Origin of the sequence: Christensenella hongkongensis (genome assembly GCF_000981035.1) — a bacterium.
GTDB classification, from domain to species: domain Bacteria; phylum Bacillota; class Clostridia; order Christensenellales; family Christensenellaceae; genus Christensenella; species Christensenella hongkongensis.
The window spans coordinates 1-13541 of the sequence record NZ_LAYJ01000002.1 but is presented as its reverse complement, the minus strand read 5'-3'; the positions used below and the strand labels follow the sequence as shown (position 1 = coordinate 13541).

Sequence of the window (13541 nt, the reverse complement as noted above, 5' to 3'; positions counted from 1 at the left end):
AATTTGAACCTGTAGGATGTATGAAATTTTTTGCAGGCGAGACATTGCCGGATGGATATTTATGGTGCGACGGCGCGAGTTATCCAACAAATGGGGATTATAAAACTCTTTTTGAAATTATTGGTACGAGATACAACCAGGCCGATGATATGGCAAATACATTTCGCGTTCCGGACATGCGGGGACGCGTGGGAGTCGGTAAGGATGAGGACACGTTTGACACGCTTGGCAAGGCAGGAGGGAGTGAGACGCAAAGCTACGACTTAACGAACGGAACGGCAACAGCACAGATGTTAGTGCATAATGGACAGATGAGAAGCGCGTTTAATGGTAGTGTTATTGAATTTACGAATCAGATGAATATTACCAATAGCGCGTCGGTCGGACCAGTAGCAGGATATGGCGTAAAAGTTGTTGGAAGTACTGCGCCAGAAAACAATCTTCAACCTTATCTCGTATGCAACTATATTATCAAATACGATAGATCTTATGAGGAAATAGGGGTAACCGCTCCGCCGTGCATCTGGGCGTTTTCTGATTCCGACTGGCAGGAGAACGAAGCCGGCGGATATGTACTGAATATCCCCGAACGCGAGCATAGGCGGGGTGAGCATTGCGTATTGACTGCGCTTTACGATACGACGGAAACGGATAAGATGAAGGCAGTGCTGTTTGAAATGGAAAAAAACAGCGCAGGTGATATTGTGATCTATTCGGACACGACATTCGAAGGAACGGCATACATTGACCGTGTCTATTTGGTACCTGCGGGCAGGGTGTTATCTGTCAATGGGAAGACGCCGGATATGGATGGGGACGTTCCGGTTGTGGAAGGTGATAACCAGAATCTAATCATCAACGGCGACTTTCAGGTGTGGCAACGCGGCGAAAGCAATTTTACAGGTGGCGGTTATACAGCAGACCGGTGGCGATTCGATTCGGCAAACAGTGACAATTCGGCAACAGTTGCGAGAAACAACGGAAAAAGGCAATGTGCGATTATTGCCACGCAAGCTTTAAATAATAATGCGCGAATATCCCAATATGTAGAAGTTGCAAAAAATTTCGGCGACTATTTAAACGGGAAGACGCTGACACTATCTTTTGAAGCGTATACCCCAACACCGAGAACTATTACGGCGTACGTTGGGAAAGGGCCGGTATCAACGGACTCTATTGCAACAAAAGAATTTTCATTGGATAGTCAAGAACAAAGGTTATCTATGACATTTGATATTCCGGAAGGCACGTTCTCGTCTGAAGATGGTTATCTGTATGTAATTATTGGATTGGCAACAAATACTGCGGGAACATACGGATTCTCACGGCCGACTGTTTTTTCAGCGGGATGCTTGGAAATCGGTCAGGTAAAATTGGAATATGGAAATGTCGCAACGCCGTTTGTGCATCGAATGTATCAAGAGGAATTGGCACTGTGCGAACGGTATTATCAAGTTCTTCCATCAGATTTAAACGGTGCTATCGCATACACACCAACCAATGCCAACGTATACGTTAAGTTTACAGCGCCAATGAGAAGCGTACCGGCAATAACGGGAGTTTCCTCCTGGTATATTGCATATAATGGAGGAATATTGGATAAACTGACTATTCAGGAAATATATGCCAGGGGAAATACTGGCATGGCATTCACTCTTGGAACATTTGCGTCCAAACCGGCGCAAGCCGTTTGCGCATGGGGAAATAACGCATTGATGAAGCTCGATGCAGAAATTTATTGAGGAGGCACAAAATGAGTATTAAGACAACAAAACCAGTCGAAAATACGGAAAAGCTGGGCGGACGTACACCAGAATACTACATCCCGGAAAGAATTGAAAATAAGAATGGTACTGCAATCAAATTTGCAGACGGGACTCTAATCTGTACAAAAACATTTAACATAGGAGATTTAGAAGTAACTTTACAGAAAAATTCCGTATATATCCAACCGACGGAAATACGTGAGGGAGCTTACGCGGTACCCTTCATAGGGACAAAATACAGAAGCGTAGAAGTCGCATTAACCAATACGACCAATACGCCGGTATGGGCTTCTACGTTATCTGGAGATACGATATGGGTTACGGCCTCGTCGCCGCTTACGTTAAAAGCTGTAATCATATACATATTGGCAATTGGCAAATGGAAATAAGCGGATATGGAATAAATAAGCAGAATAGTAATAAAATGAAAAACGATAAGAACAGGAGGGACAATAAATGGCACCAAATTGGGATGATATATACCGGGACAAATTTAACGAAAGCTCAAAGGGTTTTGATGAGCAGAGAAAGCAATATCAGGATGCACAGGCAGCGGAGCAGGCTGCCCTTGACAAGCAGAGGGACACTGCCTCCAAAAGGGCGCAGCAGGAACTGGAAAGGGCTAGTCAGGAGGCTTATATTGCGCGAACCATGGCAGGCAAAAAAATGCCCCAAATGCTTGCGGCACAGGGAATCAGCGGGGGAATGACGGAAACGACAGCGTCTAATATTTTCAGGGATTACCTGAGATCAAAAAGTGCTGCGGATGCCTCCTACAACACGGCGATGTCAGATTTGCAAAACAGTTATATGACAAACAGCTCGACACTGAAAAGCAGTTGGGCGCAAAAGCAGGCGGAACTGGATCAGCAGCAACGGTCGCAAGCCATGGAACAGGCTAAATTTGCATATGAAATTGCCCTGAAAGAAGAGGAAAGACGGCGGCAGGAAGAGGAAGAACGCAAAAGACAGGAAGAGGCGGAAAGGCAACAAAGGGAAGCAGCGGCAAGGAGAAGTAGCAAATCATCTGGCAAAAAGAGTTCTGGCACAACAGATAACGATAAGATTAAATATATAACCAAAAAAAATGGAGTTACAACTGGATGGGTTATGGGAAAAGATGCGGCTAAAAAGATGGAAAAACTTGGATATGAAATAGTATGGTAAAAGTTATGAGGGAAAAGCAATGCACACAATAGAAATTACAGTCCTGATTGCAGTAGTCGGATGTTTTGTCGGCCTTGCCGGCTGGCTATCAGGCAGGGATAAAAAGATTTCCGGTGAAAGCAAATGGCGCGGCAGTGTGGATGCAAAATTGGATGCGATCATGGGGATCAAACAGGACGTAAAGGTACTGGAGGAAAAAGTCGATTTGCAGGGCGAGAGGATCACTGCAGTGGAGCAGAGTGCAAAGCAGGCGCATTGCAGGATCACAGAACACATAAGTAAATAAGGAGAAAAGGATGTTTGAATTTGTAAAGGATTATGCCCTGAAGTTTAAGGGGACGCTTGTACCGCGCAAAAGTACGAAGCGGATTTTGCTGCATGAAACGTGCGGCGGACCGTTGGAAACGGTACTGGGCATCCATGCTTACCATCTCTCAAGAGGACACAAGGGCATTGATTACAACATTTGTGTGGAAAAGGACGGAGGAGTGGTATGGGGGCGGGGGCTTGAATACTGCGGCGGCAGCGTCAACAATTCCAATATTTCCACAAAAGGAATGAACGACGATTCCGTAGCAATCGTTGCACTTGGAAATTTTGACATTGATCAAATGCCGGAGGCACAGAAGGACGGAATAAAGCGCATCACGCGGGAAGTGGCGCAGTATTACAGGATTACCGAGATCAAGGGACATAATGAGGTAGCGGGCAGGGATTACACGACTTGCCCTGGCCAGTACTTTCCACTTGACGAGATAAGGGCTTATGCGCTTGGCAATGATCAGGCGCTGCAGCCAGCGCCAGAGCAGACACGGGAAGAAGAACATGAATTTTCAAACCTTTTCCGAAATCTGAAGCTTGTATCACCCATGATGCGCGGGGATGACGTGCGGAAAGCGCAGGAACGGTTGGAGTGCCACCTTGCGGAGCCCGGAAAGATTGACGGTGTTTTTGGTAAGAATACAAAGGCTGCGACAGTCCGTTTCCAAAAGGCCCGTATTGCGGAAGGTTATGATCTTGGCAGCGCGGGCGCAGACGGTGTGATCGGGCCAAAAACGTGGAAGCTTTTGCGATAGAAAGGAGAACAGCATGAATTTAAAAGTAAGGGTAAAGAATTTTTCATTTTGGGTATCGGTGGTAATTGCCGTTATCGCGCCTGTACTTGCTTATTTTGGCATTACGGGAGCGGATCTCACGACATGGCAGGCGATAGGAGATCTGATTGTAAGAGCGGTCAGCAATCCATATGTCGTGTTCCTGATGCTGGCGGCGCTTTACAATGCACTTGTTGATCCGACGACAAAGGGCGTTGGTGACAGTGCAAGGGCGCTCGGATATGAGATGCCGGGAAAATGATTTGAAAAATAAAATAGAAATCAAAAAAGCCGTGTTCCGTTCTGGAATACGGCTTTTTTGCGTTCCAAAAAGAAAAATCAACCAACGGTTGAGAAAATATACAGAGCTGTTGATTGCTTTTTTATGGCGTTTTCGCGTATACTTTGCGTATCGGTTGCAGAAAAAGAAAGAGAGAAAACGGAAGAGCTATGGATCAGATCGGAACAGTAATCAGAAAAAGGCGGAAGGAGCTCGGATGGACGCAGGAGCAGCTGGCAAATCATCTTGGAGTTACCTACCAGGCCGTATCCAAATGGGAAAATGATTTATCAATACCAGACATACAAATTATGCCGGAGATTGCAAAGATATTCAGGATATCGCTCGACGAGCTGATGGGAACGGACGATATCGGCCAGCAGCAAAGGGCTTATTTTGGAAATATATTCGGTGGCGTGCATCAGGACATTCACGCGGATGTGGGCAATGTTTTTGGAACGGTCAAAGGCGATATTTACGGAGACGTCAAGGGCGGCATTTTTGGCCGTGTGAGGAATATTTATGGGAATGTGGAGGGCAGCGTTTGGGGCAAGGTGGAAGGCGATATTTCCGGATGCGTGGAAGGGAGCCTTTACGGACGGGTTTCGGGTTCTGTGAAAAATGGCGTACACGGAAAAGTAATTGGTAAAATTATCGGCGACGGAATCAATGTGGGGAAAAAAACAAAGAAAAAGGATGGGAAATAATGAAAATTGCAGTTGTGCATGGGGCCATGCACAAAGGAAGCACCTATCATACCGTGCAAATATTTTTGGAGCGGCTTGGAGGTGAGATAACGGAATTTTTTCTTCCGGGGAATTTTTCAGAGCCATGTAAAGGGTGTTTTTCCTGCTTTGTGAACGGAGAACACACATGTCCGCATGCGGGGCAGGTAAAACCGATTATGGAAGCATTTGAGGAGGCAGACCTTATTGTGCTGGACAGCCCTGTTTATGTTCTTGGGATGACCGGACAGCTGAAATGCTTTCTCGATCACACCGGGTACCGGTTTATGGTACACAGGCCGGATCCCGGGATGTTTTTTAAAACAGGGCTTGTGATATCCACTGCGGGAGGATATGGAACAAAACAGGCGAATAAGGCGATGAAGAGCTGCCTTTCAGGGATATGTATTCCGAAAGTTTTTTCATTTGGAGAAAGCGTATTTGCTATGAATTGGGAACAGGTAACGGACCGGAAAAAGAAACAGATCGAAAAAAAGGCCGCTAAGGTGGCGAAAAAGGTGAAGCGTAACGTTGCCTCGCCCAAACCACCGGGACTTTTCACTAAATTCATGTTTCTGATGATGCGGAAAATGCAGAAGAACAACAAATGGCTGCCGCTCGACCGGGAATACTGGGAGGAGCGCGGATGGCTGGGCAGGAACTGTCCGTGGAAACGCAGTTAGGAAAGTAAAAAAAGGATACCGCTTTTATGGCGGTATCCTTTTTTCGTTGCGCCCATTATCATGCTGTTATATAATAAACAGGTGCGGCGGAAAGGGAGAATGTAAATGGCAGAAGTGTTGAGCAAAGCGATCGGATTGATTTGTATTATCCTATTGGGATATATTTTAAAACGCGTTGGTTTTTTTGGGCCCAAAGATTATGTACTGGTTTCCAAGATCGTTTTTAATATTACCTTCCCTGCCACGATTATTGCAAGTTTCTCCAACTTTATCATGGATTCGTCGCTGTTGTGGCTGATTGTGATCGGACTTGCCTGCAATCTCCTGATGTCTGGAATCGGCTACCTGATTACGCTCAAAAAAAGTGCGGATGAAAAGGCCTTCTATATGATTAACCTTGCGGGTTATAACATTGGATGCTACACTCTTCCCTTTATCCAGAATTTTCTTGGCCCGGCGGGCGTTGTCATGACCTGTATGTTTGATACGGGCAATTCGATTATGTGCACGGGAACTACCTATGCGATTGCAAAAGGCGTTACAGGCAAAAACGATACAAAGGGAATCGGCGGGATATTAAAAACCTTGTTTGCGTCGATCCCGTTTGACGTTTATATTATCATGCTTATCCTGACGTCCTTTCAAGTCAGGATGCCGGAATTTGTGGTTTCAATCTCTTCCACGATTGGCGTTGCAAACGTATTCCTCGCCATGTTTATGGTTGGAATGATGTTTGAGATGAACATCAAAAAAGAATATATTAAGGATGCTGTTGTGATCATTTTGCTGCGGTATGGCGTTGCGGCGGTGCTGTCCGTGCTCGTTTACTTCGTATCGCCGTTTTCGCTCGAGATACGGCAGGTACTTGTTATCCTGCTGTGCGGGCCGATTCCGGCAATGGCGCCGGTATTTACAGAAAAATGCAAAGGAAATGTGGCGCTTTCAAGCATGGTCAATTCTATTACGATCGTGCTTAGTACGGTCATTATTACAACGTTGCTTGCGGTGATGGACATTACCTAGAAGAATATACGCATGGGAAGACGCAGGGGCCTGTAACCGCCTGCGTCTTTTTTGTACGAAAAGAACCGTGACCGGCACGCCGCCGGATCAAATAGAAAGAATGTATTTACGGAGCGGTTTCAATTCTATAAATATCACGTTTTGGAATTCCCGGAACGGTTTAACAAAAGTTAAGAATTTTGTCCTTCTATTGTCAGGAAATATTAAGAATATACCTTTGATAAACGCCTTTGGATATGTTATAAATAAAGGGTAGAGCGAAAGGAGCAAACAATTATGAATTGTGAAAAATGTCATCAGGAATATGACGGCCGTTTGGACGCTTGTCCCTACTGCGGAAATGCGACGCCGCAGCAAACATATGTTCCGCCTGTGCAACAGCCGCAGGATACCCAATATCAGCAGCCGCAGCAAAATCAACAGTATCAGCAGCCACAGCAGAACGCACAGCAATACCAGCAGCCGCAGCAAAATCAGCAATATCAGCAACCGCAGCAAAATGGACAGCAATACCAACAACAGTACCAACAGCAAAATCAACAGTACCAGCAGCCGTATGGACAGCCGCAATATCAGCAGCAGTATCAGCCGGTACCTGTACAGGGAGATAAAAGAGGTATGGCGGTTGCGTCGCTTGTATGCGGCATCCTCGGCTTGATTCTGTGCTGGGTGCCGTTCGCGGGACTGATTATCAACGCTATGGCGATCATTTTCTTTATTCTTGCGCGTAAGGATGGCCCGAATGCTCAAAGTGGTATGGCCACAGCAGGATTTGTATGCGGAATCATAGGTTTTATCGTTGCTTTGTTTGTAACAATAGCAGTTGGAATCGCGTGCACAGGATTATGGTGGCTTTATTAGTATCCGGTAGATGAGTTGTCATTTATAGAGAAGAAAGGATAAAATAATGGAATGTAAACAATGCCGTCAGGACTATGACGGAAATTTAGAAGCCTGCCCGTTTTGCGGCGCGCAAAACGAAGCGCAGCCTGGGGAGCAGTCGGCTCAGCCACAGCAGCAACCAGGCGCGCAGCAAGATACGCAGTATCAGCAGCCAGTGCAGCAGCCAACTCAGCCGGAGCAGCAACAGTATCAGCAACCGGAGCAGCAGCCGGCTCAGCCACAGCAGCAACCGGGCGCGCAGCAGGATGCACAATACCAGCAGGCGCCGCAGCAGCAGTATCAGCAGCAGCAATATCAGCAGCCCCAGCAGAACGCTCAGCAATATCAGCAGCAATACCAGCAAGTTCCGGTACAGAATCCGGCAGACAATGGAAAAGGTTTTGCAATCGGCAGTTTGGTATGTGGTATCGTTGGTATCATAACCTGCGCGGTACCGGCTTTGGCTATCGTTCTTGGCATTCTGGCAATTATTTTTGGAAATCTGGCGAAAAAGAAGCTGCCTGACGGACAGGCGGGCATGGCGACGGCAGGATTTATCTGCGGCATTGTTGCTATTGTGGTCGCGGTGATCGTTATGATCGTGGTTGCCGTTATGTTTGCAGCAGTCGCAACGGGATTGAGTTATTACGACTGGATGTATTATTGATCAGATGAATGCTAACGCAGGCATATCCAAAAAGGATGTGCCTGTTTTACTTTTGAGGGAAGCACGATGATATGGTCAGGAAGCGTTGAGCAGATTAATAAATCCAAAGTTGTGAAAAAGTTGTGAAATTTTTTCACACATACTGGCAAGTGTGTAGTATAATAAAATAGTATACGTGGATTTTGGAAAAGGAGAAACTATTATGAGTGAGAAAATTTCTCCGGCGGTCATTCGCAGGCTGCCCAGATATTACAGGTATCTGGAAGAGCTGGAAGGCAAGGGGATGGATAAAATATCCTCCTCCCAGATGAGTCTGGAAATGGGGCTTAACGCTTCGCAGATCAGGCGCGACCTCAACTGCTTTGGAGGGTTTGGACAACAAGGATACGGTTACAGCGTACAAAAACTGAAAAAAGAGATTGCGCGCATTTTGGGGCTGGATAAGCGTTATAATGTAATCATCGTAGGGGCGGGACGCATCGGCCAGGCGTTGATGGGTTATAAAAATTTTATGCTGGAAGGCTTTAACGTAATCGACATTTTCGATAACGATCCGTCAAAGATCGGAACGGATATACAGGGACGCAAGGTACAGAGTATTGCGGGCCTTGACACCTATTTGAAGGACGGGGATATCGACATTGCGATTATCTGCACGCCAAAGGAATATGCCCAGCAATCGGCGGATCTGCTTGTGAGCTTTGGAATCAAGGCAATCTGGAATTTTGCCCCGACAGACGTTGCGGTAAGACGCGGCGTTGCTGTGGAAAACGTGCATCTTTCGGACAGCCTGTATGTGTTGTCATATAAATTGAAAGTAAGTAAATAAGAGGAACGGCACTATGAGAGTTTTTGATTTGGAAACCTACAAAAAAGAGGCTTTTATCAATATTACCCGCAGCGTGCGTGAGGAAGTGATTAAGAGCGGCGTAACGAATGGCATTGTGATCGTGCATTGCCCGCATACCACCGCAGGTATTACGATCACTGAAAATGCGGATCCCGACGTGTGTGCGGATATGATCCGCGCGCTTGACGCAATTACGCCGGATATTGACTACCGGCATGCCGAGGGAAATTCCCCCGCCCATTTGAAATCGATTCTGGTGGGAAACAGCGTCAGCGTCCCTGTAAAAAACGGGGATCTGTGCCTCGGCGTCTGGCAGGGAATTTATTTTTGTGAATTTGACGGGCCGCGTTCCCGCCAGTTTTATGTAACCGCAGGTTCTGCGGAATAACTACTTTGTGATAAGCGGGAGGAATCTCGTTTGCGCACTGCGCAGTAGAAGGATATTGAGAGGAAAAAGAGCAAATGCCCAACGATTTTGATGCAAACAACCGGGAAGAAAAGAACACAGAACATACGGCAAGAAAAATAGGCGAAGAGCCGTCTATGCCTGAAAACGAAATGCAGGCACAGCCGCCTGCAGAAGAAGCGCCCGCAGACGAGCCGGCAGCGCAGTCCGCGCCGGAAGAGGCCGATACGCAGCAGAGCGTACCGCAGGAAACGCCAATAGATGAGCTGCCGGAGGAGGAACCATCGGCAGAAGAACCGGCAATGCAGACAGATGCGGCAATGGGTGCCGCGGGCAGCGAAGCTTCGCAGGGAACCTTTGGCAAAAATAAGATGGAAGGCCAAACCGGGAAAAAGGAACGGAAAAAATGGAGCACGAAAAAAATCGCCCTTGTGACGGTGCTTGTAATCGTTATTGCGGCTGCGGGCGTAATGGGATATTTGTTCCTTGGGCCTAAGAATACACTCGCGGGAGACAATCTTCAGGAAATACTGGACAACGGAACGTTTTATGACGGCGTGAGGCTGGCAGGCGTAGACCTTTCGGGTATGACGCTTGATGAAGCGCGCCCTTTGGTAGAAGAAAAAGCGGACGAATCCTTAAAGGGAATTTCGATTGATTACAAGGTGGATGAAGATACCTTCAGCCTTACCGCAGATCAACTGGGTGCAAAGGCGGACGTTGACCAGGCGCTGCAAAAGGCGCTATTGTACGGGCGTGAGGGTAATTTCGCGCAGCGCATGAGCGCAATTAACGACGCAAAGCAAAAGGGCGTGGAAATAGAAATGCCCGTTACCTACGATCAGTCGGTGATCCTTGAATCGCTCAAGGCAAACGATGATAAAATCAACGTACCCGCGCAGGATGCAGGCGTTAATTTTGAGAAGATATCCGACGAAGGCTCCATGACCACAAATTCCAAAATTACCCTGACAGACGAGGTCGTGGGCAAAGAGGTAGACGACGAGGCTCTTGCAGAAACGATTTTCACGCAGCTTGGGCAGAATAATTTTGAAACGGTGGTAGCAGAAACGCAGGTGACGCAGCCAAAGCTGACAAAGGCGCAACTTGAGGACCGATATACGATGCTTGGAACCTTCAAGACGGAATATGGCAGCTCTGCCGAGGGCAGGCGTTATAATATCTGGAAAATGGCGGATATTATCAACGGCGTAAAGATTGAACCGGGCGAAACCTGGTCGATCAACGAAGAGGCGGGCCCGAGGACATATTCCCGCGGCTGGAAGGGAGCGCCGGGCATCAGCAACGGCGAATACCAGGAAGAAGCAGGCGGCGGAATCTGCCAGGTTTCCTCAACGCTCTATGGTTCGATCCTGCGGGCAGAGGTAAAAGTTGTGGACCGCACGCATCACTCGTGGCCGCTTACCTATGTGGACGGGGGCCTCGATGCGACGATCTCAACCGGCGCGCCGGACTTCAAAATACAGAACAATTATGATATTCCGATCTATATTGTAGCGACATGCGACGGCAGCGCGCGTACGATAGAGGTTTCGATTTATGGGCCGAAATTTGAGGACGGCCTCACGCGAGACTTTACCTCGGTAAAAATCAGCGAGTCCTACAGCGGAGGCGAGAAGGTCATTCAGGATCCATCCATGGCGGAAGGACAGCGCAGGGTGAAGCAGGATCAGCATCCGCGCAGGGTTTATGAAGTGTATAAGCACTGGTACGACGCGGATGGCAACGAAGTGAAGAAGGAGAAGTTCTCGACGGAAACCTATGCGGCATTCCCGGCGATTGTATATGTCGGAACCGCACCGGCGGCAACGCCGGCTCCGGTAGAGACGCCAACACCGGAGGCGCCAACTCCGGTACCACAACCAGATCCAACGCCGGCTCCGGTAGAGACGCCAACGCCTGAGGCGCCTGCGGAGGGGGAAGCGGCATAAAAAACAAGAGGCCCGGCGTGTTTATCGCGCGGGCCTTTTTTAATGCAATTTAAATATGAAAATTGTTTGAATAAATGAAAGTTGTGTTTACATTCATAAGGCGATAAGCTATCATAGATAGTGAATAATTCAAGCTGAAAACAGCAGCGTAGGAGAGAAAAGAGACTATGAGAAAGTACAGGCCGGCAAGAGGCCATATAACGACGACGCGTGTGGTTAACCCAAAAAGAATTGCGATATTTGCGGCGGCGATTGCGGCTGCAGTTATCGTAATTTTATTTTGCGTATATATGTTTTCCGAAGTGAAATTAACGGACGAAAAGCAAAAAGAGCTGTTTGAAACAGGTACGTTTGTCGAGGGGGTATCGGTAGCCGATGTGCCGCTTGGCGGGCTCACATACCAGCAGGGTGAGGAAAAGGTAAAAGCGGTTGCCGACAGTATGATGAACGACAACAAAATCGAGTTTACTGTAAAAGATCAGCCTTACTCCTATTCGCTTTCGGAAGTGGGCGCCTCGGTGGACTACGAAACGCCTTTGCGGGAGGCGATGCTTTACGGGCGTGAAGGTACGCGCTGGGATTTGCAGTTTGGCAAAGTTGAGGCGAAGAACTGGCCGATTGACTATGCTTATGATGAAACAAAGCTTGCATCCCTTTTGGAACGCGATGGAGCGGAATGGGGCGAGGAAGCTGTGGAAGCATCCTTTGTCGTGGAAAAACAAAAAGACGAGGACGCGCTCACTACGGGCGGTACGCTTGTAACGCAGGAAGCAAAGGACGGCTGGAAGGTAGATGTGGAAAGCATCAAGTCCGCCGTCAAAAATGAAATAGAAACAAAGCAATTTGCGCCCTTTGAAGCTACGGTAGAAGTGGTGCAGGCGCAGGGGTCTTCCAATCCCAAGGAAATGGTAAAAATGGGAAGCTATACCACCAAAATTGGTTCAAGCTCATCCAAGGGCAGGAAGTTTAACATCTGGATGATCAGCGACAAACTCAATGGCGCGGTATTCAAACCGGGAGAGACCTTCTCGGTCAACGATTATGTGGGAGACCGTACGGTAGAACTTGGATGGGCGCTTGCGCCGGGAATTGAGAACGGCACCTATACTGATCAGGCGGGCGGCGGAATCTGCCAGGTTTCCTCCACCTTCTATAATGCTGCTCTGCGCGCGGAAATGGATATCGTGGCAAGGCTGCCGCACAGCATTATGGCAGGATATGTGGATCCGGGCATGGACGCGACGATCTCCACCGGCGGACCGGATTTCAAGGTAAAGAACCCATATGAGGACGATATGGTCATGATCGTGACCTGTAATATCCCGGATATGAAGGTTACGGTGGATATTTATGGCACGGTGGAACGCGACTATTACCTGAAATTCGAGAGTGAGCTGATCGAAAAGCAGGATTTACCGGCCGTTAAATATGTGACGAACTCTGAACTGGATAAGTACGGCATACAGCGCACAAAGGTCGGACAGCAGGGTGAGAAATACCAGATATGGGGCCAGAAGTACGATAAAGAGACAGATCAGAAGATCGGCGACAAGTTCAAGGTGACGACCTCCACCTACAACGCGAGCGCGCCGGTGGTGGAGCTTGGCAGCGGGATACCAATCCCTGCGGATGGAACGTCAATCGAGGAAGTGAAAGCGCAGGCGGCTGAGCTTAAGGCCAAGGAGGAAGAGGCCAACAATCCGCAGCCTTCTGCGCAGCCGTCCACAGAGCCTTCGGCTCCGCCTGAGGAGACGACCGATCCGGTGACCGATCCGGGGAATGCACCCGCTGAATAAGAGGTTTTTGAGCGGTTGTTATGCTTGACAAACGCCGCGGAAAACCTTAAAATATTATACTATAGCGTATTATGATTCGTTGAAAGTAAATTTGAGGAAAAAACCTCATTCAACAAAATGATTTTTCGGGAGGAAAAAAAGTAATGGCAAAGGGTAAGTTTGAGAGAAACAAGCCGCACGTAAACATTGGAACAATCGGACACGTAGACCATGGAAAAACAACGCTGACGGCAGCGATCACAACGGTGCT

Annotated in this window: 16 protein-coding genes; all 16 read left to right on the top strand. The window is 47.9% G+C overall.

What is annotated here, in order from left to right; genetic code table 11:
- The coding region (locus CHK_RS00090; protein ID WP_207641773.1) for a phage tail protein at positions 1-1742 on the top strand (1742 nt) is incomplete at its 5' end.
- Between the two features lie 11 nt (positions 1743-1753).
- Positions 1754-2155, top strand: coding sequence for a hypothetical protein (locus CHK_RS00085; protein WP_046441777.1), 402 nt, complete (start codon positions 1754-1756; stop codon positions 2153-2155).
- Positions 2156-2222: 67 nt separating this feature from the next.
- Positions 2223-2933, top strand: coding sequence for a hypothetical protein (locus CHK_RS00080; RefSeq protein WP_046441775.1), 711 nt, complete (start codon positions 2223-2225; stop codon positions 2931-2933).
- A gap of 19 nt (positions 2934-2952) precedes the next feature.
- Positions 2953-3219, top strand: coding sequence for a hypothetical protein (locus tag CHK_RS00075; protein WP_046441774.1), 267 nt, complete (start codon positions 2953-2955; stop codon positions 3217-3219).
- A gap of 10 nt (positions 3220-3229) precedes the next feature.
- Positions 3230-4009, top strand: a complete 780-nt coding sequence (locus tag CHK_RS00070; protein ID WP_046441773.1) for a peptidoglycan recognition protein family protein — start codon at positions 3230-3232, stop codon at positions 4007-4009.
- Between the two features lie 13 nt (positions 4010-4022).
- A complete protein-coding gene (locus CHK_RS00065; protein ID WP_046441771.1) occupies positions 4023-4289 on the top strand; it encodes a phage holin family protein in 267 nt (88 codons plus the stop codon).
- Positions 4290-4477: 188 nt separating this feature from the next.
- Positions 4478-5014, top strand: coding sequence for a helix-turn-helix domain-containing protein (locus CHK_RS15395; protein WP_052740052.1), 537 nt, complete (start codon positions 4478-4480; stop codon positions 5012-5014).
- A complete protein-coding gene (locus CHK_RS00050) occupies positions 5014-5715 on the top strand; it encodes a flavodoxin family protein (RefSeq protein WP_046441769.1) in 702 nt (233 codons plus the stop codon). Before CHK_RS15395 ends, CHK_RS00050 begins: the two co-directional genes overlap by 1 nt.
- 105 nt (positions 5716-5820) lie before the next feature.
- Positions 5821-6738 carry an AEC family transporter gene (locus tag CHK_RS00045; RefSeq protein WP_046441767.1) on the top strand — a complete coding sequence of 306 codons (918 nt, stop codon included), beginning with the start codon at positions 5821-5823 and terminating at the stop codon, positions 6736-6738.
- A 276-nt stretch (positions 6739-7014) separates the two neighbouring features.
- Positions 7015-7599 (top strand): DUF4190 domain-containing protein, encoded by a 585-nt coding sequence (locus CHK_RS16265; protein ID WP_046441765.1) that lies wholly within the window; start codon positions 7015-7017, stop codon positions 7597-7599.
- Between the two features lie 46 nt (positions 7600-7645).
- Positions 7646-8287, top strand: a complete 642-nt coding sequence (locus CHK_RS16770) for a DUF4190 domain-containing protein (RefSeq protein ID WP_052740051.1) — start codon at positions 7646-7648, stop codon at positions 8285-8287.
- A gap of 202 nt (positions 8288-8489) precedes the next feature.
- Entirely contained in the window at positions 8490-9116 is a 627-nt protein-coding gene (locus CHK_RS00030; protein WP_046441763.1) for a redox-sensing transcriptional repressor Rex, read from the top strand.
- 13 nt (positions 9117-9129) lie between these two features.
- Positions 9130-9525 (top strand): secondary thiamine-phosphate synthase enzyme YjbQ, encoded by a 396-nt coding sequence (locus tag CHK_RS00025; protein WP_046441761.1) that lies wholly within the window; start codon positions 9130-9132, stop codon positions 9523-9525.
- Positions 9526-9599: 74 nt separating this feature from the next.
- A complete protein-coding gene (locus CHK_RS16965; RefSeq protein ID WP_046441759.1) occupies positions 9600-11495 on the top strand; it encodes a VanW family protein in 1896 nt (631 codons plus the stop codon).
- Between the two features lie 167 nt (positions 11496-11662).
- Positions 11663-13291 (top strand): VanW family protein, encoded by a 1629-nt coding sequence (locus CHK_RS00015; RefSeq protein ID WP_046441756.1) that lies wholly within the window; start codon positions 11663-11665, stop codon positions 13289-13291.
- A gap of 143 nt (positions 13292-13434) precedes the next feature.
- The coding region (locus CHK_RS00010) for a GTP-binding protein (protein WP_046441754.1) at positions 13435-13541 on the top strand (107 nt) is incomplete at its 3' end.